The sequence below is a fragment of the Plantactinospora sp. CA-294935 genome (assembly GCF_050936445.1).
In the GTDB taxonomy this organism is placed as follows: domain Bacteria; phylum Actinomycetota; class Actinomycetes; order Mycobacteriales; family Micromonosporaceae; genus Plantactinospora.
Genome location: NZ_JBNJMU010000001.1, coordinates 1349485 through 1370474 on the forward strand (window position 1 = coordinate 1349485; position 20990 = coordinate 1370474).

18 protein-coding genes and 1 riboswitch are annotated in these 20990 nt (G+C 73.0%); of the genes, 7 read left to right on the forward strand and 11 right to left on the reverse strand.

Annotated elements, in window-relative coordinates; translation table 11 throughout:
• Positions 1-186: 186 nt before the first annotated feature.
• From ACQEVC_RS06115 to ACQEVC_RS06125, 3 genes are all read left to right on the forward strand, one after another.
• Complete coding sequence (locus tag ACQEVC_RS06115) at positions 187-2655, forward strand: S8 family serine peptidase (RefSeq protein WP_432874077.1); 2469 nt, start codon at positions 187-189, stop codon at positions 2653-2655.
• A 77-nt stretch (positions 2656-2732) separates the two neighbouring features.
• Positions 2733-3698, forward strand: coding sequence for a GNAT family N-acetyltransferase (locus tag ACQEVC_RS06120; protein ID WP_432874078.1), 966 nt, complete (start codon positions 2733-2735; stop codon positions 3696-3698).
• Between the two features lie 127 nt (positions 3699-3825).
• Entirely contained in the window at positions 3826-4068 is a 243-nt protein-coding gene (locus ACQEVC_RS06125) for a hypothetical protein (protein ID WP_432874080.1), read from the forward strand.
• Positions 4069-4117: 49 nt separating this feature from the next.
• On the opposite strand, the gene groL is transcribed toward ACQEVC_RS06125, so the two are convergent.
• Positions 4118-5740 (reverse strand): chaperonin GroEL, encoded by a 1623-nt coding sequence (gene groL, locus ACQEVC_RS06130; protein WP_432874082.1) that lies wholly within the window; start codon positions 5738-5740, stop codon positions 4118-4120.
• A 944-nt stretch (positions 5741-6684) separates the two neighbouring features.
• Positions 6685-6888 carry a cold-shock protein gene (locus ACQEVC_RS06135; protein WP_123563110.1) on the reverse strand — a complete coding sequence of 68 codons (204 nt, stop codon included), beginning with the start codon at positions 6886-6888 and terminating at the stop codon, positions 6685-6687.
• A gap of 452 nt (positions 6889-7340) precedes the next feature.
• Between ACQEVC_RS06135 and ACQEVC_RS06140 the strand changes: the two genes are divergently transcribed.
• Complete coding sequence (locus ACQEVC_RS06140; protein WP_432891071.1) at positions 7341-7838, forward strand: N-acetyltransferase family protein; 498 nt, start codon at positions 7341-7343, stop codon at positions 7836-7838.
• A 135-nt stretch (positions 7839-7973) separates the two neighbouring features.
• Here ACQEVC_RS06140 and paaN read toward each other — a convergent pair whose 3' ends face one another.
• From paaN to thrC, 3 genes are all read right to left on the reverse strand, one after another.
• Positions 7974-9647, reverse strand: a complete 1674-nt coding sequence (gene paaN, locus ACQEVC_RS06145; protein WP_432874084.1) for a phenylacetic acid degradation protein PaaN — start codon at positions 9645-9647, stop codon at positions 7974-7976.
• A 64-nt stretch (positions 9648-9711) separates the two neighbouring features.
• The gene (locus ACQEVC_RS06150; RefSeq protein ID WP_432874085.1) at positions 9712-10728 is read right to left on the reverse strand and encodes a GNAT family N-acetyltransferase; all 1017 of its coding nucleotides are present in this window, start codon (positions 10726-10728) and stop codon (positions 9712-9714) included.
• A gap of 412 nt (positions 10729-11140) precedes the next feature.
• The gene (gene thrC / locus ACQEVC_RS06155; protein ID WP_346260922.1) at positions 11141-12436 is read right to left on the reverse strand and encodes a threonine synthase; all 1296 of its coding nucleotides are present in this window, start codon (positions 12434-12436) and stop codon (positions 11141-11143) included.
• Positions 12437-12449: 13 nt separating this feature from the next.
• A riboswitch (SAM riboswitch) is annotated at positions 12450-12566 on the reverse strand.
• 187 nt (positions 12567-12753) lie between these two features.
• On the opposite strand from thrC, the gene ACQEVC_RS06160 reads away from it, so the two are divergent.
• Positions 12754-13497, forward strand: a complete 744-nt coding sequence (locus ACQEVC_RS06160; RefSeq protein ID WP_432874086.1) for a dienelactone hydrolase family protein — start codon at positions 12754-12756, stop codon at positions 13495-13497.
• Positions 13498-13529: 32 nt separating this feature from the next.
• Positions 13530-13808 (forward strand): DUF6295 family protein, encoded by a 279-nt coding sequence (locus ACQEVC_RS06165; RefSeq protein WP_432874087.1) that lies wholly within the window; start codon positions 13530-13532, stop codon positions 13806-13808.
• Positions 13809-13830: 22 nt separating this feature from the next.
• Here ACQEVC_RS06165 and ACQEVC_RS06170 read toward each other — a convergent pair whose 3' ends face one another.
• The 4 genes from ACQEVC_RS06170 to ACQEVC_RS06185 are packed head-to-tail and all read right to left on the reverse strand — an operon-like array spanning position 13831 to position 18102.
• Positions 13831-14643, reverse strand: coding sequence for an ABC transporter permease (locus ACQEVC_RS06170; protein ID WP_432874088.1), 813 nt, complete (start codon positions 14641-14643; stop codon positions 13831-13833).
• The gene (locus ACQEVC_RS06175) at positions 14640-15575 is read right to left on the reverse strand and encodes an ABC transporter ATP-binding protein (RefSeq protein ID WP_432874089.1); all 936 of its coding nucleotides are present in this window, start codon (positions 15573-15575) and stop codon (positions 14640-14642) included. Before ACQEVC_RS06175 ends, ACQEVC_RS06170 begins: the two co-directional genes overlap by 4 nt.
• Positions 15572-16453, reverse strand: a complete 882-nt coding sequence (locus ACQEVC_RS06180; RefSeq protein WP_432874090.1) for a hypothetical protein — start codon at positions 16451-16453, stop codon at positions 15572-15574. The genes ACQEVC_RS06175 and ACQEVC_RS06180 overlap by 4 nt, the downstream gene beginning before the upstream one ends.
• The gene (locus ACQEVC_RS06185) at positions 16450-18102 is read right to left on the reverse strand and encodes a PqqD family peptide modification chaperone (protein WP_432874091.1); all 1653 of its coding nucleotides are present in this window, start codon (positions 18100-18102) and stop codon (positions 16450-16452) included. Before ACQEVC_RS06185 ends, ACQEVC_RS06180 begins: the two co-directional genes overlap by 4 nt.
• 240 nt (positions 18103-18342) lie before the next feature.
• Here ACQEVC_RS06185 and ACQEVC_RS06190 point away from each other — a divergent pair, with 240 nt between their 5' ends.
• The gene (locus tag ACQEVC_RS06190; RefSeq protein ID WP_432874093.1) at positions 18343-19041 is read left to right on the forward strand and encodes a response regulator; all 699 of its coding nucleotides are present in this window, start codon (positions 18343-18345) and stop codon (positions 19039-19041) included.
• On the opposite strand, the gene ACQEVC_RS06195 is transcribed toward ACQEVC_RS06190, so the two are convergent.
• Both ACQEVC_RS06195 and ACQEVC_RS06200 read right to left on the reverse strand, forming a co-directional pair.
• Entirely contained in the window at positions 18984-20255 is a 1272-nt protein-coding gene (locus tag ACQEVC_RS06195; RefSeq protein WP_432874094.1) for a sensor histidine kinase, read from the reverse strand. The genes ACQEVC_RS06190 and ACQEVC_RS06195 overlap by 58 nt on opposite strands.
• Positions 20256-20371: 116 nt before the next feature.
• Complete coding sequence (locus ACQEVC_RS06200) at positions 20372-20728, reverse strand: hypothetical protein (protein ID WP_432874095.1); 357 nt, start codon at positions 20726-20728, stop codon at positions 20372-20374.
• Between the last annotated feature and the right edge of the window lie 262 nt (positions 20729-20990).

Sequence of the window (20990 nt, forward strand, 5' to 3'; positions counted from 1 at the left end):
GCCGGATCGGCGCCGAACCCGTCGCCCACTACCGCGCCGGCCCCCTGGCCGGGGTCACCAGGCGCCCCGGGGCCGCAGCCGAACCAGCCATGGCCGGCGGGCCCGCAGCAACCCTGGCCGGCGGGCCCGCACCAATCCTGGCCCGGCGGGCCCAATCAGCCGTGGCCGGCAGCGGCGGCCCGGCCGATGGCGGGCGCCGGACGTGGGGTCTGGCCGGTGGTCGCCGCCGCGCTGGTCGGAGTCTGGGCGGTCGGCGCCACCGTCGGCGGCCAGAGCATCGCCTGGCTCGTCGAGCAGGTCCTGCTCGTGTCCGGCCTGGATCGGCAGGACTGGCTGTGGCCGGTGACCGGCGTGGTGACCGCGCTGCTCGTCGGGGTACCGGCCGGACTGCTTGCCGCGCTGCCCCGCTCCCCGGCCGTCCGGGCTACCGGCCGCGCCTGGCTGCTCGGCGCGATCGCGCTCGGCACGCTCGGGCTGCTCCGGGCGGTACCGCTCACCCTCCCGGAGGTCTATCTCGCCGGGCTGGCCGGGGTGGCCGGACTGGGCGCCCTGCTGATCCGGCGCCTCGGCGGCCGGACAGCACAGGCCCAGACAGCACAGGCCCGGACAGCACAGGTCCGGGTGGAGCCGGCCGCGGTCGGTCTGGCCGTGGCCGGCGGGCTCGCCCTGCTGCTGCCCTGGGTCTGGGTCGGCGCCCTGGGCGGCGCGCTGGAGACGGTGTGCGGGCTGCTCGCCTCGGCCGCGGTGGGCTGGCTGGCCGCCACCGTCCTGGATGGACGTTTCTGGGCCGGTTACGAGCGGTCCGCCCCGAGCCGCAGTGGCGGCCCGGCCCCGGAGCGCCCGGTGGGCGGGGCCCGGTTGGTCCTGGTCGGCGGGCTGGTGGCCGGGGTGACACTGGCGCTGGTCGCGGGCGGGATCGGCCAGTCCGGCGCGCAACTCGGCGCGCTGCTCGTCCTCCCGCCGGCCGGTTTCGCGCTCGCCGCCCTGCGGGTGGCCTCCCGGACCCGGTCGGCGGCCGGGGGGCCGGAAGCCCGGCTCCGGCCGGTCGGCTCCGCACCGGTCGGCTGGCTGGTCGGCATCGCCGCCGCCGGACCGCTGACCCTGGTCGACCCGGAGGAGATCACGCTGCTGCTCTCCACCACCCGGGACGTGCCGTTCTGGGCGGCCATCGCCGCCGCCGGCTCGCTCGCCGTCGCGGTGCTGCTCGGCATCGGGTACGGCGTCGGCCTCGGTCGCCCCGGCGCAGCCACCCCGCGCCGCCCGGTCGCCGCCGCCGTGGCCGGAGTTCTGCTGCTCGCCACCGGCGCGGTGTACGTCGGGCTCGGCTCCCCCGGCTGGCACGGCGAACGGCTCTTCGTGGTGCTCAGGGAGCAGGCGGACCTGACCGGGGTGGTGGCGCAGACCGGCCCGGCCGGTCGACAGGCCCGGGGTCGGGAGGTGTACCGCCGGCTGGTCGAGACCGCCGGACGGTCCCAGGCGGACCTGCGCCGGGAACTGGATCGGCTGCACCTGGACTACACCCCGTACTACCTGGTCAACGCGGTCGAGGTGGACGGCGGCGCGGCGGTACGGGCCTGGCTGTCCCGGCGGGCGGATGTCGACCAGGTACTGGTCAGCCAGCGGTTGCGCCCGCTGCCGGCCAGCGGGTCGCCGAGCCGTGGTGCCGAGCCGGCGCCGGCCGTACCGAGCTGGAACCTCGGCCTCGTCGGCGCGGACCGGGTCTGGTCGCAGCTCGGCGTCACCGGCTCGGGCATCGTGGTGGGTGGTTCGGATTCCGGTGTGGACGGGGGGCACCCGGCGCTCTCCGCCGGTTTCCGGGGCGGTGACGACTCCTGGTACGACCCGTGGAACGGCTCCCGCTCCCCCACCGACCTGGGCGGCCACGGTACGCACACCCTGGCCACCGCCGTCGGACACCAGCGGGTCGGAGTGGCGCCCGGAGCGGAGTGGGTCGGCTGTGTGAACCTCGACCGCAACCTGGGCAACCCCGCGCGCTACCTCGACTGCCTCCAGTTCATGCTGGCGCCGTTCCCGCCCGGTGCCGACCCGTTCACCGGCGGCCGCCCGGACCGGGCACCCCAGATACTCAGCAACTCGTGGGGCTGCCCGGCGATCGAGGGCTGCGCCCGGGACACCCTCCAGCCGGCCACCTCGGCGCTCGCGGCGGCCGGAATCTTCTTCGTCGCCGCCGCCGGCAACACCGGCTCGTTCTGCGGCTCGGTCGACGACCCGCCCGCACCGTACCCGGACGTCTTCACCGTCGGCGCCGTGGACCGGCAGCGCCGGGTCACCTCGTTCTCCAGCCGTGGCCCGGCGCCCGGCGGGTTGCCCAAACCGGACCTGGTCGCGCCCGGCGCCGACGTGCTCTCGGCACTGCCCGGTGGCGGGTACGGCACGCTGAGCGGTACCTCGATGGCGGCCCCGCACCTGGCCGGGGTGGTCGCGTTGATGTGGTCGGCCAACCCGGCGCTGGTCGGCGACCTGGAGACGACCCGGCGCATCCTGCTCGACACCGCCACCCCGGCCGAGCCGACGTTCCGGTCGCGGCAGGACACCGACACCTGCGGCTCGGAACGGAACATCACCGGCGCCGGACTGGTCGACGCGTACGCGGCGGTCCAGGCCGCCCGACAACTCGGCCGGTCGAACCGGTAGCCGGTGCCCGGTCCCTGGCCCGGCCCGGCTGAACCGGGCCGCGTCGGGTCGGCCGGGCTCGGTTATGGTCGGCGACCATGAACGCCGAGCTGTCCCTGACCGGGTTGACCGACGACCAGCTACCCGCCGTGGTGGAACTCTGCCGGGTGGCGCTGGACCTGCCTGACGACTCGGCCGAGGCGGCGGAGATCGTGGCCCGGCTCCGGGACGACTCGCCGCTGCCGGGCGCCGCCGTGCCACGGCGTACCGTCGGGGTGCTCGGGTGGCAGGACGGCGCGCTCGCCGGGGTCGCGCTCGGCTCGATGGCCGACCGGGGCCCGGACCCGACCGCCGGTCACCTCGACCTGGTCGCTGTGCATCCGGAGCGGCGACGGCGGGGCATCGGCCGCGCCCTGGTGTCGCGGCTGGAGCAGGCGCTCGCCGGGCTCGGCGCGACCCAGGTACGCATCGTCGGCAACCCGCCGCACTACGTCTGGCCCGGCATCGACGTCCGGTACACCCCGGCGGTCTGCACCGCGCTGGCGCTCGGCTACGGCCCGGAGGGCACCGCCTGGAACATGACCGCCGACCTCTCCACCGAGTCATCTCCGGCGCTGCGCTCCACCGAGGCGGCCGAGCGGCGGCTGGCGGAGCAGGGTGTCACGGTACGCCGGGCCGAGCCGGCCGACCTGGAGATGCTGACCGGGTTCGCCCGGTCGACCTTCGGCGGCAGTTGGGACGCCGAGCTGCTGCACTCGGTCGGTCGGCAGGGTGCCGGCTGCCACGTCGCCGTCCGTACGCCCACTGGCGGCGGGGCGCCGGAGCTGCTCGGCTTCGCCGCGTACGGCTCGTCCCGGCCGAGCTGGTTCGGGCCGATGGGTACCGCGCCCGCTGCCCAGGGACTGGGGATCGGCGGCGTACTGCTCCGCCGGTGCCTACGCGACCAGCGGGCGGCCGGACACCTGCGGGCCGAGATCGGCTGGGTCGGCCCGGTGCCGTTCTACGCGGGCAGCGCCGGGGCGCGGATCGAGCGGGTCTTCTTCCTCTACCGCAAGCAGCTCTAGGGGATCCACCGCGAGCGGCTCCCGGAGCCCCTACCGCAGTTTTCTCGGAGCGGCTCGCATCGATACCGCGCCATTTACCCGTGTTATCCGCCGACGCCTCCTACCGTTTGCGGTGGAGGAGGCAGTCATGACAAAAGACGACGAACCGGTTGACGATCTCCATTCGGTCGCCTGGGCGTCCCCGGATCTCTCCGCCCATACTCCGGTGTCCCGGCTCGACTACGGGGACGCCGAGCAGCGGGCGGAAATGGACGGGGTCGACGGCATGTCTCCCGAGGAGCCCGTGGCGCTGGTGGACGCGCCGATGTCGACCCGGGAACCGTTCAGCCAGGCGCAGAAACGACGCAACCAGCGGCGGATGCCGAGATGACGAAGGGGCGGGCCGCTGACGCGGCCCGCCCCCGACGTGGAGCCTGGACTCAGAAGTCCATGTCCCCGCCGCCCGGCGCAGCCGGGGCAGCCGGGGTCTTCTCCGGCTTGTCCGCCACCACAGCCTCGGTGGTCAGGAACAGGGCCGCGATCGACGACGCGTTCTGCAGCGCCGAACGGGTCACCTTGGCCGGGTCGATGATGCCGGCCTGGAGCAGGTCGACGTACTCACCGTTGGCCGCGTTGAGGCCGTGCCCGGCCTCCAGGTTGCGGACCTTCTCGACCACGACGCCGCCCTCGAGGCCGGCGTTGACGGCGATCTGCCGCAGCGGGGCGTCCAGCGCGATCTTGACGATCTGCGCGCCGGTCGCCTCGTCGCCGGCCAGGTCCAGCTTGTCGAAGGCGGTCTTGCCGGCCTGGACCAGCGCGACACCACCACCGGGGACGATGCCCTCCTCGACGGCGGCCTTCGCGTTGCGCACCGCGTCCTCGATGCGGTGCTTGCGCTCCTTCAGCTCGACCTCGGTGGCCGCGCCGACCTTGATCACCGCAACACCGCCGGCCAGCTTGGCCAGGCGCTCCTGCAGCTTCTCACGGTCGTAGTCGGAGTCGCTCTTCTCGATCTCGGCGCGGATCTGGTTGACCCGGCCGTTGATCTGGTCGGCATCGCCGGCACCGTCGACGATGGTGGTCTCGTCCTTGGTCACCACGACCTTGCGGGCCCGGCCCAGCATGTCGAGGCCGACGGCGTCCAGCTTGAGGCCGACCTCCTCGCTGATCGGCTGCCCGCCGGTCAGGATGGCGATGTCGCCCAGCATGGCCTTGCGGCGGTCACCGAAGCCCGGCGCCTTGACGGCGACGGACTTGAAGGTGCCCCGGACCTTGTTGACCACCAGGGTCGCGAGGGCCTCGCCCTCGACGTCCTCGGCGATGATGGCCAGCGGCTTGCCCGACTGCATCACCTTCTCGAGGATCGGCAGCAGGTCCTTGACCGTCGAGATCTTGCTGTTGACGATCAGGATGTACGGGTCGTCGAGCACGGCCTCCATCCGGTCGGGGTCGGTCATGAAGTACCCCGAGATGTAGCCCTTGTCGAAGCGCATGCCCTCGGTCAGCTCCAGCTCGAGCCCGAAGGTGTTGCTCTCCTCGACGGTGATGACGCCTTCCTTGCCGACCTTGTCCATCGCCTCGGCGATGATCTCGCCGACGCTGGTGTCACCAGCGGAGATGGAGGCGGTGGAGGCGATCTGCTCCTTGGTCTCGACGTCCTTGGCGAGCTTGCTCAGCTCCTCCGAGACGTTCGCGACGGCGGCCTCGATGCCCCGCTTCAGGGCCATCGGGTTGGCACCGGCCGCGACGTTGCGCAGGCCCTCACGGACCAGCGCCTGGGCGAGGACGGTCGCCGTCGTCGTGCCGTCACCGGCAACGTCGTCGGTCTTCTTGGCGACCTCCTTGACCAGCTCCGCACCGATCTTCTCGTACGGGTCCTCGAGCTCGATCTCCTTGGCGATGCTCACACCATCGTTGGTGATGGTGGGAGCGCCCCACTTCTTCTCGAGCACGACGTTGCGGCCCTTCGGGCCCAGCGTCACCTTTACGGCGTCGGCGAGGGTGTTCATGCCCCGCTCAAGGCCGCGGCGCGCCTCCTCGTCGAACGCGATCATCTTGGCCATACGGCGTTGTCCTCCTGGACACTCACGGCCGCCGGAGCCTGTCGACCCCGACCTGCCGCCTGATTACGCACCTTCGGACGTCACTACGGCACTGGCGGACGGGGCCGCCGACACCCGTAGGTGCCTGCTCTGCTCCGTCGCGCTGTGCGACAGTGACGTCCGCCGGCCGGGCCGGACAGCCCGCGACGACCGGCCATGTGCCGCGCACCCGCGACCGTGGCCCTACCGCCCCGACCTTGGCACTCACGGTATGCGAGTGCCAAACACTTGTTTAGCACTCTCCCCTGCCGAGTGCAAGCGAGTGGACCGGTCCAACCGGGCATCGGGACCGGCCGGCGGCGGCCGGAGCGGGCTGGGGCGACCAGCACCCGAACGGGAGCGCAACGGCAGCCGAACCAGCGGCGTCAGAACCGGGCCGGGAGTCGAGAAGGCCGGCAGATCCGCATCGCCACGCCCGCCGAGTACGCGGCCCCGGTGTCCGCAAAGGGCGCCGGAATGCGCGGTCGTCGCAATCCGGGAAAGCCCGGCCAAGGGGCGGTCGGCGTCACCTGATCAGGACAGCGGGCGCGTTACCGAGGCCATACCGCGGCGGCCCGGATCCGTGCGGACAGTCCGAGAGACCCGCCGGACGGAAGACGCGTCGAGACCCACCGCCGACGATCTGGCCCCGGGCGTGGGTCCTGGACTCGCCCGGCAGCAGCCGCCAAAGGAGGACCGGCACGAGCACGGGAATCACCGTCACACCGATCCGCCGGACACGCCAACGTCATGGCACGGCGACCCGGCCAACCGCGGACCGCCGTCGTTGCGGAGTGTCGAAACGGCGGGAGTCCGGACTGGGCCGGCAACGGTCCCGACCGGCGGCTTACCGGCGGCCGGGTGGCAGCGGTACGGGAAAGGTACGGGAAACGAGCCCGAGAGCGGCGGGCCGACGGCCCGGCAGCTCAGGCGATGACCCGGACCTTTTCCGCCTGCGGGCCCTTCTGCCCCTGGGCGATCTCGAACTCGACGCGCTGACCGTCGTCAAGCGCCTTGTAGCCGTCCATCTGGATCGCGGAGAAGTGGACGAAGACGTCCTGCCCGCCATCGACCGCGATGAAGCCGTAGCCCTTTTCGCTGTTGAACCACTTCACGGTGCCCTGCGCCACGGTGCACTTCCTTACTTCGGTCGCGTCGGAGCTGCCCGAGCTCCGGCGACGCCGTATGCCTGCCGGGACCGCCGAGTCGCCTTTCCCCAATATGGATCATGTAATTGGGGAGCAACGAATCGAGCGGCCGAACCCGCACCGTACACCAAGGTCGGGCGGCGGCGCACTAGGCCAAAACGGTCACCGAGCAGACAACCGGGCGGCCCTTTCCCGCCTCTCACCTATTGGCGACCGTCGCTGCCCAGCTCAACCGGCCCGCACCGAACCGCCGACGGCTCCGTTACCCGCCGAAACCGGGCACCGCACGGCGTGCGACCATGGCGGACGTGCCGGCTTCCATCCCGCAGACCGCCGCCGAGCCGGAGTCCGCGTACTCCTCCGACCGACCCGGGTCAGCGACACCGGACCGAGCCGCCGGTACGGCCGATTCCGGTCTTCGGCCGAGCGCCGAGCTGCCGACGGTCCGCCGGGTACGTCCCGCCGACGCCGCCCGGGTCCGGGCGATCCGCCTGGAGATGCTCGCGGATTCCCCGCTGGCCTTCCTGGAGACCCTCGCCGACGCGGCGGCCCGACCGCACGCCGAGTTCGCGGCCCGGATCGCGGGGATGTCGACCGGGCCCCGGACGGCGGCGTTCGTCGCCGAGGTCGACGGCCGGGTCGTCGGGCACGCCGGTGGCCAGGCGGCACCCGGTCAGCCGGGCGTCACCGTCGTCTTCGCCGTCTACCTCACCCCGGCCTGGCGGGGCAGTGGTCTGCTGGCCGCCCTGGTCGAGGCGGTGGCCGACTGGTCCAGGGCGGTCGCCCGGCCGGAGCTGGTGCTGGAAGTGGTGGTCGGCAACGACCGGGCGCTACGGGCGTACGAGCGGTTGGGCTTCGTCGACACCGGGGTGCGGGTGGCACACCCGACCGTCCCGACGCTCCGCGAACTACAGATGCGCCGGACCGCCTGATCTCCGGCGTTCCTCGCCCGGCCGGCGTCCCGACGCCGGGCGACGAGCCGAACGGGGGAGCCGTCCGAGGCGCGTCTTCGGCATGCCGGCGGAAGGGGCCCCGACCAGCGCGGAGGAGCCCCTTCGGTGGCCGGGTCAGCGGTGCCGGCGGGCCTGGACCACCCGGAACCGGTTGGCGACGTACGCGCCGTCGGTCAGCGCGGCGTTCGCCGCCGGGTTGGCGCCGCTGCCGTGGAAGTCCGAGAACGCCGCCGACTGGTTGACGAAGACTCCGCCGGTGAGGTTGCAGGAGAGATGCACCCCGGTCTCGATCGCCGCGTTCTCGGCCGCGTCCAGCACGGCGGAGTCCGTCGAGTAGACCGCGGCGGTCAGCGCGCCGCGCTCACCGACGGTCTGTCGCAGGATCGCCAGGCTGTGCGGGGTGGAGTCGGTGGCGATCACGAACGAGATCGGCCCGAACCACTCCCGCCCGTACGTGCCGGCGTCGTCGGCGCCGAGCTTCGCGATCAGCGGCGTACGGACCACCGCGCCCGGGTAGTTCGGGTGCTCGACCGGCCGGGACGGCAGTACCGGCTCGCCGATCCCGGCGACCTCGTCGAGCCGGGCCAGCACGCCGTCGTTGACGATCGCGCCGATCAGCTCGACCGCGCGGGCCGGGTCGCCGGTGAGCTTGCCGACCACCCCGGCGATGCCCGCGGCGACCTCGTCGACGCTCTTGTGTCCCTGGTCGGTTTCGATCCCGTCACGCGGCACCAGGATGTTCTGCGGGGTGGTGCACATCTGCCCGCTGTAGAGGGTCAGCGAGAAGCCGATGTTGCGGCACATCCCGACGAAGTCGTCGGTCGAGTCGACCACGATGGCGTTGACCCCGGCCTTCTCGGTGTAGACGGCGGCCTGCCGGGCGTTCGCCTCCAGCCAGTCGCCGTACTCGGTGGAGCCGGTGAAGTCGACGATCTTCACCTCGGGGCGGAGCGCCAGGGTGGTGGCGAGCCGCTCGCCGGGCGCCTCCGCGGCGAGCAGCATCAGGTTCGGGTCGAAGCCCGCCTCGGCCAGCACCTCGCGGGCGTACCGGACGGTGACGGCGAGCGGCAGCACGGCCCGGGGGTGCGGCTTGACCACCACCGGGTTGCCGGTGACCAGCGAGGCGAAGAGTCCGGGGTAGGTGTTCCAGGTCGGGAAGGTGTTGCAGCCGATCGCCAGCGCCACGCCACGCGGCACCACGTGGAAGTTCTTGGTCATCCGCAGCGGGTCGCCCTTGCCGGCCGGCTTCTCCCAGGCCGCCGTCGCCGGGTGCCGGGTCATCTCCCGGTACGCGTAGGCGAGCGCTTCGAGGGCCCGGTCCAGCGCGTGCGCGCCACCGGCCTGGAACGCCATCACGAACGCCTGCCCGCTGGTGGCGTGCACCGCGTTGGCCAGCTCGAAGATGTGGGCGTGCAGCCGGGCGAGGATCTCCAGGCAGACCCCGACCCGGGTCTGCGGGCCCGCGTCCCGCCAGGCCGGCAGTGCGGTCGCGGCGGCGGCCAGCAGCACCTCCGGGTCGGCGTGCGGGTAGCTCACCCCGAGGTCGATGCCGAACGGGCTGGCCTCGGTGGCCACCCAGTCACCGGTGCCGGGCTGGTCGAGCGGGAACTTGCCGCCCAGGTACGCCCGGAACGCCGCCTCGCCCTCGGCGGCGGCGGTCTCGCCGTAGACCCGGGGGCTGGGCGACTCGGGGTAGGCGGACCAGTAGGAGCGTTCGGCGATCGCGGTGAGTGCCCGTTCCAGGGTGTCGGTGTGCCGGGCGAAGAAGGGGTGCGGGGTCTCCGTCATCCCGCCATCATGCCGCACCGGCCCGACCCGTCCCAGCCTCCGCACCGGGGGTGGACGCCGCTGGTCAGAGGGTCGCCTGCCAGGTGTTGAGCCCGGCGACCGCGCGGAATCCCAGCGCCTCGTTGATCGAGATCATGTAGTCGTTCGACGCGGCGTTGAAGGTGTCGATGAACCGCAGCGCCGGCTCGTACGCCCGGATGTGCCGCAGGTTGTCGACCTTGATCACCGTGCCGAGGCGGTGCCCCCGGTGCGCCGGCTCGACCAGGGTGATCTGCTGGAACGCGTGCCAGTCGCAGCCGGCGCTCATGCCGATCCCGGTCCAGGCCACCAACCGGCCGGTCGCGTCGTGCCGGGCGCCGCTGTTGTACCAGTACTGGCCGCGATCGTGGTAGCCCTGCTCCATCTCGCGTAGCCGGGTCACCTCCGGCCTGGCCGCCTCCCAGGTGAGGTCGCCGATCGGCGCGTCGCTGACCAGGCGGCTGTCCAGGTAGGCGACGTCCTCGGCGTACTCGTCGGGGGTGGCGCCCTGCCAGCGCACGATCGAGTAGCCCTCGGCCCGGGTCAGGCCCTCGGCCAGCAGCCGGTCGAGTTCCGGCTCGTCGAGGGTGGTCAGGTCGAGCCGGCGGCGTACGTCGGCCAGCGCCGGCCTGGCGCCCATCGCGGCGGCGAAGGCGTCGCCCGGCATCGTCGGGGCGGCCTCCGGGCTCATGTTCGCCACCTCGCCGATGATCCGTTTGCGGCCCTCGTCCCGGACCACCCGCACCGCGTACTCGTAGAGGGCCCGGCCGACGCCCCGGCGGCGGTACTCCGGATGGACGGCGAGCGTCAGCCCGGCGTTCTCCCGGTTTTCCCGCTGCGGCAGCGAGACCGCCAGGTAGCCCACGGCCACCCCGTCGAGACAGCCCAGCGCGTGCCGGTCGTCGTTACCGGGCCAGGGGTGCCGGAGCCCGGCGAAGAAGCGCTGCCGGGGCAGCCTCGGCATGTCGGGCTGGTCGGCCGCCCGGGCGGCGGACTCGATCTCGTACGCCCGCTCGGTGGCGGCGACGTCGGCGACGTCCAGTGCAGTGACGAGGATGTCCATGCCCTGGAGGGTGCCGCTTGCACGAACCGGGCGCGACCGAATATCGGCGAACCGTCACCCGGGTCGATGGATCCGCGTTGAGCCAACGGGCGGACGATTGCGGCAGCCCGGCCGAGAGAGAGAGTTTGGTCGGGAGGACGCCCGCACAACGCCTCCGGCGTCGGGTCGTAAGAGCTTTGAAAGTCTACGGCGGTGCGTCCTCCCGCACGGAGCATCTTGCGACGTGCAGATGCAGGCGTCAAGCCCTCTTCCGCGCGTTTTCGTCACGGGCGGCAAAACAGCAGCTACGCACCGCATCCGTACCACCGGGTCCATCACTCGGTCGGCGGACCTGAACGATCTCACCTGCAAGTTGCACGTGCATCTGCCCGGGCAGGCCCGGGCAGATGCCGAAAAAATTCTTCCCGGAATTTCAGCCGAGCAGGCCGGCGTCGCGGGCCGCCCGCAGCGACGGCTTGACCCGGTACGTCGGACCGACCTGCGCCGCCACCGCGTCCAGTGTCTTGAGGCCCTCGCCGGTGTTGTAGACGACCGTCTCGGCGTCCGGGTCCAGCCGGCCGCTCGCCACCAGCTTGCCGAGCACCGCCACCGTCACCCCGCCGGCGGTCTCCGCGAAGACTCCGGTGGTACGGGCCAACTGCCGGATGGCGGCACGGATCTCGTCGTCGTCGGCGTAGTCCATCCAGCCGCCGGTGCGGCGGACCGCCTCCAGGGCGTAGAGCCCGGCGGCCGGGTCACCGATGTTGAGCGACTTCGCGATCCCGGTCGGCCGAACCGGAGTGATCACGTCGGTGTCGGCGTGCAGTGCGACGGCGATCGGGTTGCAGCCGGCCGACTGGGCGCCGAAGACCTTCCAGCCGTTGGCCGGCGCCTCGACGAGTCCGATCTCGACCAGCTCGCTGAACGCCTTGTCAATCTTGGTCAGCAGCTCGCCGCTGGCCATCGGGATCACCACCTGCTCGGGGATCCGCCACCCGAGCTGCTCGGCGACCTCGTACCCCAGCGTCTTGGACCCCTCGGCGTAGTACGGCCGGACGTTCACGTTGACGAACGCGGTGTCCTCGAACTCGTCGGTCTCGACCAGCTCGCCGCAGAGCCGGTTGACGTCGTCGTACGAGCCGTCGATGGCGACCACGTCGCCGCCGTAGACGGCGGTCGTCACCACCTTGCCCTGCTCCAGGTCGCCGGGGATGAAGACGATCGACGGCACCCCGGCCCGGGCCGCGTGCGCGGCGACCGAGTTCGCCAGGTTGCCGGTCGAGGCGCAGGCAAACCGGGTGAAGCCGAGGCCACGGGCGGCGGTCAGCGCCACCGACACCACCCGGTCCTTGAACGAGTGGGTGGGGTTGGCGCTGTCGTCCTTGACCCAGAGCGGCGCCCGGATGCCCAGCTCGGCGGCGAGGCCGGCGGCCGGGACCAGCGGGGTCAGCCCCGGGTCGAGGGTGACCCGGGTGGTCGGGTCCTGGCCGGTCGGCAGCAGGGCGGCGTACCGCCAGAGGTTCTTCGGGCCGGCCTCGATGTCGGCCCGGGTGACCCGGGCCAGGGTCGCGGCGTCGTAGCCGACCTCCAGCGGGCCGAAACACTCGTAACAGGCGTGCTGGGCGACCAGCGGGTATTCGGTGCCACAACCGCGACAGACGAGGACGCGGGCCGGGTTGGGGGCCACCGGGCTGGTCTGGCTGGGGGTCGCGTCGATGATCGACGTCATGACGATTGCCGTCCTCTCATCTTTCCCTGGCGCCGCACCGCGCGGCGGGGACGGATTTGGCACCTGCTCCGCCGTGGAGTGGTTGCCGGGGCGTCATCGGGCCGTATCCCTCAGCCCCTCTGGATGAGGTATGAAGTTGTGCCGTCAGTCTACGGGCACCGGGAGCCACTGTCCTGGGTCTCTTCCCGGTGTGAGCAAGATCCCGCAGCGGGGCGCCCGGCCGTCACCGACCGCCGGCTGAAATAGTTACCCCAGGCTAACGAAACTTCGGTACGGCCGGCGGTCACAGACCGGCCGAGCAGGACGGGAGCGCGACGTTGCAGGACGCGATGCAGGCCGGAACGGTCCGGATCACCGGGGCGGGCGGTGACGAGATCGAGGCGTACCTGGCCCAGCCCGTCGGATCCACGCCGCACGGCGGGGTGGTGGTGATCCACCACATGCCCGGCTACGACGAGGCGACCAAGGAGATCACCCGCCGGCTGGCCAGCTACGGGTACGCGGCGATCTGCCCCAACCTCTACTCCCGGGAGGCGCCGGGAGCGAGCCCGGACGACGCGGCGGCCACCGCGCGGGCCGCCGGCGGCGTACCCGACGACCGGCTGGTCGGCGACGTGGGCGGCGCGGCCGAGCACCTGCGCGGGTTGCCGGGCTCGAACGGCCGGGTCGGGGTGATCGGGTACTGCTCCGGTGGCCGGCAGGCGTTCCTGGCCGCCACCCGGCTGCCGCTGGACGCCGCCGTCGACTGCTACGGCGCGTTCGTGGTCGGCGACCCGCCGGAGAGCTTCCCGCTGGCGGTGAGGCCGCTGCTCGACCAGGCCGACAAGCTGCGCTGCCCGCTGCTCGGGCTCTTCGGTGCCGAGGACCAGTACCCGTCGCCGGCCCAGACGGACGAGCTGTCCAGGGAGCTGACCCGGCTCGGCAAGCCGCACGAGTTCCACACCTTCGCCGACGCCGGGCACGGCTTCTTCGCCGTCGACCGGCCCGGCTACCGGCCGCTGGCCGCCACCGAGGGCTGGCAGCGGGTCCGGGACTTCTTCGACCGCCAGCTCGGCGCCTGACCCCGTTCCGCCCCGAGCCAGAGGAGGCCGGCATGTGCACGTACGTCACGGTGAAACGCGAGGTCGACGGCAGCGGCAAGGGTGCCGACGGGTGGTTCCCGGTCAGCCACGCCTGCGTCTACGTGGACCATCCGACGCACGCCCCGTACGCACACACCCTCAACATCGACTTCCTGAACCCGGCCGCCGGTCCGGGCGCCCGGGTCGCGGTCGAGCTGACCGAGGAGTCCGCGCTCGCCCTGGTCGAGGCGATCCAGGCGGCCCTGGCGGCCGCACCGGCCGGGCTGGCCAGCCGCGACCAGAAGGTCTGACCGCGAGCCCGGCCGGGTCGGTTCAGAGCGCCCGGGACTGCCGCACCAGGGCCCGACCCACCCCCGCCACGGCGACGACGCCGACCACCCCGAGCAGCAGGAAGTACGGCCAGGCACCGGGGAACCCGCGCAGCAGCGCCTCCCGGAGCGCGGTGACGCCGTAGCTGACCGGGTTGACGTCCGCGAGGATCCGCTGCACCGTACCGAGATTCTCGATCGGATAGAACGACGGGCTGGCGAAGAGCAGCAGCGGGGCCAGCACGTTCACCAGTACGGTGAACCGCTGGGAGTCCTGCACCACGGTGGCGAGCAGCAGACAGAGCGCGTTGAACGCCAGCGCGGCGAGCAGCGCCCCGCAGAGCAGCGCGGCCCAGCGGTCCGCCGGCCAGCGACCCCGGAACAGCGCCGCCGAGGCCGCCAGCGCCGCGACCGTCTGGACGAACACCAGGGCGGAACCGGCGAGCAGCTTGCCGGCGACGTACTGCCAGCGGGTGAGCGGGTACGACCACAGTTCCAGCGCCATCCCGTGCGCCCGCTCCTGGACGAGCGCGGTACCCGAGGTGGTGGCGGCGGCCAGCAGCGCGGCGAACATCAGCGCCGGTACCACGAAGTCGGGGTAGCCGACCGGCTCGCCGCGGTAGGTCACCGTACCGATCAGGTCGGCGAGCGAGGTGGCGAAGAGCGCGATGTAGCCGGCGGTCGGCACCACCGCGAGCAACAGGTTGCTGCGGTTGCGGGTGAGCAGCAGCCACTCCCGCCGCAGCGTCGCGGTGAATCCGGAGCCGTGCCAGGGCGGCGCGGCGGTGTCGTCGTCAACCAGGTCGGACAGGTTCACCGGGTGGTCAGCTCCGATCGGGTCAGGGCCACGAAGGCCTCCTCCAGCGAGGCCGTGGCCAGCTCCACGCTGTCGACCGGGATCCGCTGGTCGGCCAGTTCGGCGAGCAGCCGGGGCAGCCGCCGCCGCAGGTCCGGCCCGGTCAGCACGATCTCGTTGCCGCTGCGGGCCGCGGCCAGGCCCAGCCGGAGCGCCCCGGCGGCGATCGCCGGCCAGCCGTCCACCGACCCGCTCCGCAGCACCGCCCGCGCCTCGCCGCGTTCGTCCCGCAGATCCGCCGGAGCGCCGTCCCGGATCATCCGGCCCCGGCACAGCACCAGCACCCGTTCGGTGTTGCGCTCCACCTCGTCGAGGTAGTGGCTGGTCAGCACGATGGTCAGCTCGTGCTGCCGGCGCAGCTCGTTCAGGGCGGCCCAGACCCGACGCCGGCCCTCGACGTCCAAGCCCGCCGACGGCTCGTCCAGCAGCAGGACTCTCGGTACCCGGAGCAGCGCCCGCACGAGCTGGAGCCGGCGCCGCTGCCCGGCGGAGAGGGTGTGCACGAGCTGGTCCGCACTGCCGGTCAGCTCGAAGGCGCCGAGCAGGTCGTCGGCCCGGGAAAGGGCGCGGCGCCAGGGCAGACCCCGGAACGCGGCGGCGATCCGCAGGTTGTCCCGGACCGTCAACATCAGGTCGAACGGCCCGGACTGGTGCACCACCGCCACGTCCCGGCGCGTGCCGGCGTCGGGCTGGCGGCCGTGCACCAGGATCCGACCCGAGCTGGCCGGGCAGGCGCCGCAGACCAGTTTGAGCAGGGTGGTCTTGCCGGCGCCAGCCGGGCCGAGCAGCCCGACCGCCTGGCCGGGCGGGACGTCGAAGGTCAGCCCGTCGACCGCCGGGGTGGCGCCGGGATACACCTTGACCAGGTCGGTCGCGGCGATCGCCGGGGTCACGGTGCACCGGGGAGCGCCGGCTCCGGGGATCCCGGCAACGGGGGTACGCCCAGCGTGGCGAGGATGATCCGGATCTCGCTCTCCGGACCGGTCTCCCGCAGTGGCGGGCCGGTCCGCAGGTGGTGGTCGACGTCGTCCGGGGCGATGAGCGGCTGGGCGTCGCCGGGCCCGGCCTCCGGCGCGACCGCGCTCCCTCCGGCGGCGCCGGGCAGGGCCGGCGAGCCGAACCGGCAGCCGAGCACGATGTCGAGCCGCTGCGCCGGGCGGCTCGGGCCGGCCAGTCCGGCACGCAGGTCGTCGACCGGGCGTACCGCTGCCGGGGAGATGCCCACGGTCACCCCGCCCAGCGCGTCGAGGGCGTCCAGGGCTCGGCGTACCCGGTCCGGCAGGGCGGAGCCGGCGGCGAGGTGGCGTACCCGGACCAGGGCCTCCGGACGGCGGCTCCCCGGCACCGGAAGCTGGTGGTCGGTCTCCGGTACGGCCCGGGCCGCCGCGCCGACCAGCCAGAGCGTGACGCCGTCCGGCAGTGGGAGCGGCGGCCAGCCGACGGCCGGGACACCCGGGATCCGGGCGGCGACCTGCGGCACCCGGCCGAGCAGTGCCGCCCGGGGCACCGGCGGGTCGTACAGCGGCAGGTTGTCGCCGGCCGTCAGCAGGTGCTCCGGCAGCCGGGCCACCACCCGGTGCACCACGATCCCCTCGCCGTGCTGGTACGCGACCACCTCGCCGGGGCGGATCTGGTCGAACTCGACCGGCTCGACCACGACGGTGCCGCCGGAGAGCACCGGCAGCATGCCGGAGTCGGTGACCGGTACCCGGGCCAGTCCCCCGGCGGCGAGGGTCGCGCGTACCAGGTCGGCGAAGCCGCTGCCGCTCACCGGTCGCCCTCCACTCCGGCCGGTCCGGACGGCTCGGACGTCCGGAGCAGGTCCCGGGCGTGCAGCAACGCGACGAACTCGCGGACGTCCCGGGCGACGGCCTCGCGTTCCCGGCCGTCGTCGCCGCCGAACGCGTCGGCCAGGTCACGCACGACGGTCTCCACGGCGCTGCCGGCGGCGAGCCGGCGCCAGATCCGCGCGCCGCTCGCGTTGAACGTCTGGAAATCCCCGTCCTCCGGGTTGTAGAGCCGGACCTCCTCGTCGTCGTCGACCCAGACGATCCCGGAGTTGATTCCGACCGTCACGCGGCACCTCCCGGTCCGGTGGTCAGCAGTGGAAGCGACCGGCATCCGCCGGACAGCGGAGTCCGGGCGTGCCGGTCGTCGTACGCCGGGTGCGCCGAGCCGTCCCGGACCTCCCGGGGGCTCGTCGCGCACTCCCGTCCCCCCGCGCGGCCGGAGCCGGTCCAGGTGGCAGCGCCGGCAGTCGGCCGGCTCCCCGCCCTCGACGACGTCGTCCGGCGACGGGTCGGCGTGGACGGGTGGGGCGAACATCTCGTGCAACGGCCGGCTCCGCAGGTTGCCGGCCGGGTGCGGCGGGCCGGGGACCGACTCGCGGGGGTAGACGTCGCCGCGTGGGTCGATGTGGAGGTCGATGCCGTGGAGCCCGCAGTCGGCTTGGACGGGGCACGAGGAATGCGCCCTCGGGCCCTGGCTGAGGACCTTCCGGGCCACCGGACTCGTCCAGCCGGACCGCCGCGCCGCGAGCGGGTACTCCCCGCCGAGGTACTCCCAGCCGAGGTGCGGACCGTCCGAGCCGCCCCGGTCGACGGCGGTGTGGCTCATCATCCGGACCCGGCTGAACTCGATGCCGTCCAGGAACGCCATCAGGTCGTCCAGCGCGGCGATGTTCTCCGGCGACACCACGTGGTCGATCGCCGGCTTGACACCGGCCGCGTTCAGCAGGGCCAGCCCGCGTACGGTCCGCGCGAGCGTGCCCTCGCCCGGAGTCGTACCGGGCAGCTCGTGGCCGCCGCCGTCCAGGCTGACGGTGATGCTGGCGAAGGTGTCGGCGATCCGCTGGGCGGTGCCGGCGTCCCGGATCCGGCTGCCGGTGGTGACCAGGTTGACCCGCAGCCCCCGACTGCGGGCAAGATCGGCCACGTCGAAGAGATCGCGTCGCAGCATCGGTTCGCCGCCGGTCAGGATCAGCAGTTCCGCGCCCAGCTCGGCGATCTGGTCCACCAGGTCGAGGGACTCCGCCGGCTCCAGCTCACCGGGGCGGGGGTGGGCGCAGGAGGCGGGGCGGTCCCGGCGGGGCGGGTGGCAGCCGTCGGTGATGGCGTAGCGGACCGCCCTCAGCCTCGGCTCGGCCGGCCGGACCCGGGGCACCCGGCCCGGCAGGTAGACCAGCCAGTTCAGCACCAGGGTGGCGAGTTGGCGTTCGAGACGGTGCCACTCGCCCGGCCCGCCGGATCCGGACGGTGGGACGGCCCCGTAGGCGAGCGCCCGCAGCAGTCCGAGTTCCTCCTCGGTGAGCACCGCCCAGGCGGCCAGGTCCGGATTCTCCACGAGATACCGGTCCCGGCAGCGGAAGTAGCCGAGGTCGTCCGGGACGACCAGGGAACTCCAGATCGCCGACAGTCGCATGAGCACTCCCCCGTCCAGCCGGAGGGAGCCGCCGTCGGGCGGTTCCCCGCTGTCCCGAGCTCCGTGCGGCGGGTCTCACCGACGGGACTCGAGTCCAGCAAAGGATCACTGACTGTCACCGGGAGGTACCAGAAAGCAAAAACTGCGTCTTGACAGCGGATCGGCGGGGCTCTAGTGTCCGGGTCCCCTGCCACCCCACCGCTTTAGGCTCCGGAGTCACCCTCCCCGGCGGAAGGCGAGGTGCTGTCTATCGTGTCCGCGCTCTCGGTCTCCGTGGTCGACGACGACCGGATGCTGCTGGACGGCATGACCGCCTGGCTCGGCTCGGTTCCCGACCTCCGGCTGCTCTGCACGGCGGCCACCGTCGACCAGCTCCTCGACACCGAACCGGGCCCGGCCGACGTCGTCGTACTCGACCTGCTGCTGGCGGACGGGTCCGCGCCGGTGGACAACGTCCGTCGGCTCGTCGCCACCGGGCGGCCGGTGCTGGTGGTCAGCGTGGTGCCGCACGTGGTGCACGGTGTGGACGTGATCCGGGCCGGCGCGTCGGGCTACCTCACCAAGGACCACGACCTGCCGAGCCTGGCCGAGGCGATCCGGACGGTCGCCCGGGGCGAGGTGGCACACTCCCCCGAGCTGGCCTTCGCCTGGTCCTGCGACGAGCGGCCCGACCGGCCCAAGCTGGCGCCCAAGGAACGGGCGGTACTGGTCGCCTACGCCTCCGGCATGACGCTGACCGCGGTGGCCCGCAAGGTCGGCATCCAGCCGACGACCGCGCGGCAGTACCTGGACCGGGTCAAGGCGAAGTACGGCGACGCGGGCCGGCCGACGTACACCAAACTCGACCTCGCCGACCGGGTCCGCGAGGACGGGCTGCACCGCTACTCGTCCGCCTCCGGCGACGACGCCGGCCAGAGCAGCTCGACACTCGTGCCGTGACCGGGCTCGGAGAAGAGCCGCAGTTCACCGCCGACCTCGGTCATCCGTTCGGCGATCGAGCGGTGTAACCCGAAACCTCCGGTGACGCAGTCAGTGTCGAACCCGACCCCCCGGTCGACGACCCGTACGCCGAGCACGCCGTCGTACCAGTCGACGGTGACCCACGCCTCGCCGGTACCGGCGTGCCGGGCCACGTTGTTCAGCGCCTCCCGGGCCGCGTCGCAGACCGCCCGTACGACGTGCCGGGGCGGCGGGGACGGCACGTTGCCCGAGCGCAGGTGCACCCGCAGGCCCAGCCCGGTCGCGTCGGCCACCACCTCGGCCAGGCTGGCGCCGAGGGTGCTCTCCGCCTCGGCCCGGTCCTCGGTGACCAGGCTCCGGATGTAGTCGGCCTCCCGGCCGCAGCGCCGCCGGACGTCCTCGGCGCGATGGTCCAGCCCGCCCCGGGCGATCGCGGTCAGCGTCGCCAGCGCGGTGTCGTGCAGCCGGCGGTAGTGGTGCAGGCGTTCGGCGTACCGGGCCGCCCCGGCCGCGGTCGCCGTCTCGGCCGCGAGCCGGCGCTGGGTCGCCTCGTCGACGGCGTTGGCCTGGGCGCAGAGGAACCGGCGGGTGAAGTGCAGCACCAGCGCGAACCACAGGCTGGAGTTGACGTGGTTGACGAAGCCCGACTCCCAGGGCGGCAGGCCACCGATCTGCACCGAGGCGGCGACCACCGCGGTCAGCACCAGCAGCCCGAGCCCGACGAGCAGCGCACGCAGGCTCAGCACCGCCCCGACCAGCGCCGCCGAGCCGAGGGCGAACTTGCCGGCCCAGTTCGCCGCCGACAACTCGTAGCCGGACCGGATGTTGGCGTTGACCACGACCAGCAGCCCGCAGATGATCGCCACGTCCAGCACGACGTGCCCGTAGCTGAACCAACCCCGCCGCCACACGAACGCACCGAGCAGGACGTTCCAGCCGACCACGCCGACCAGCAGCGTCGTGTTCAGCGCGGGGCTGTGGTAGCGGGTGTCGCCGCTGGACATGCCGAGCAGCGCCGGCACGATGTAGCTCGCCCGCTGGCAGAACAGCAGCACGGCGATGAAGCGCAGCGCGCGCTCCCGGCCGGGCATCGCGACCATCAGCCGGGCGTCCACCCAGCCCAGTCGCGCCTCGGTGAGGAACCGGCTGATCCGCCGGGGCGGTCGCCCGACCCGGGTGGCAAGCTCCGACACAGAACCCACCCCTGTCACAGAGTCACCGGACGGCCACCCAGCCCCGACCTGCCGACTATAGGGCAGATTTCGCCGCCCAGGGCTTCCCCGAGCCTGCCCGGGGAGCGGGATACCCGTCAGTTTCCTGACTCGTCCCCCGGTGCCGCATCGTCTCGAAGCTGCCAGGCTCCGATCGGATGCGGAAGGTGGATGATCTCTCCGATCATCCGCGCCGTCTGTGCGAACGTGAGCAGCACCGTCTCGGTGGATCCGTGCCGCGTGACGTCGATCTGCAACAGTGGCGCGTGACCGGCCCCTCGATCGGCGACAAGCTGGACACTCAGCCAACCGCTACCCTCCCTGCCGACGGTCGCCAGCCGACTACGGTGCCCCGGGCTGCTCGACAAGCAGCCCTGACACCACAGCGGGCAGGTATCGGGAGCGATGCCGAGCGCCGATCTCGGCGCTCCGTCCTTCCGCTCATGCTCGGGCATCGCCGCCTCCCCCCGGGGACGTGAATCCCGCTTCGCCCAGCACGTGGTCCAGGTGCCGGGCAAGCTGCCATCCGTCAACGAGCCGAAGAAACGCACCTCCGGATCCCCGCCATCGTCCGGCCGCGTGCAGCCCCAGCATGGGCGGGCCTGCCTGCGCGGCGACCATGTACACGGCTACGCTGCCGCCACCACGCCGATCTCCAAGCAGCCGCACCGGCCCCTTGCGCAGGGGGAGTCCATATTGGAACTGAGGCGGAACCAG

Excerpts from the sequence above, each read along its gene's own strand:
- ACQEVC_RS06115 (WP_432874077.1), top strand. The coding sequence starts at position 187 with ATGGCGGGCGCCGGACGTGGGGTCTGGCCGGTGGTCGCCGCCGCGCTG.
- ACQEVC_RS06120 (WP_432874078.1), top strand. The coding sequence starts at position 2,733 with ATGAACGCCGAGCTGTCCCTGACCGGGTTGACCGACGACCAGCTACCC.
- ACQEVC_RS06125 (WP_432874080.1), top strand. The coding sequence starts at position 3,826 with ATGACAAAAGACGACGAACCGGTTGACGATCTCCATTCGGTCGCCTGG.
- groL (WP_432874082.1), bottom strand. The coding sequence starts at position 5,740 with ATGGCCAAGATGATCGCGTTCGACGAGGAGGCGCGCCGCGGCCTTGAG.
- paaN (WP_432874084.1), bottom strand. The coding sequence starts at position 9,647 with ATGACGGAGACCCCGCACCCCTTCTTCGCCCGGCACACCGACACCCTG.
- ACQEVC_RS06150 (WP_432874085.1), bottom strand. The coding sequence starts at position 10,728 with ATGGACATCCTCGTCACTGCACTGGACGTCGCCGACGTCGCCGCCACC.
- thrC (WP_346260922.1), bottom strand. The coding sequence starts at position 12,436 with ATGACGTCGATCATCGACGCGACCCCCAGCCAGACCAGCCCGGTGGCC.
- ACQEVC_RS06165 (WP_432874087.1), top strand. The coding sequence starts at position 13,530 with ATGTGCACGTACGTCACGGTGAAACGCGAGGTCGACGGCAGCGGCAAG.
- ACQEVC_RS06185 (WP_432874091.1), bottom strand. The coding sequence starts at position 18,102 with ATGCGACTGTCGGCGATCTGGAGTTCCCTGGTCGTCCCGGACGACCTC.
- ACQEVC_RS06200 (WP_432874095.1), bottom strand. The coding sequence starts at position 20,728 with ATGCCCGAGCATGAGCGGAAGGACGGAGCGCCGAGATCGGCGCTCGGC.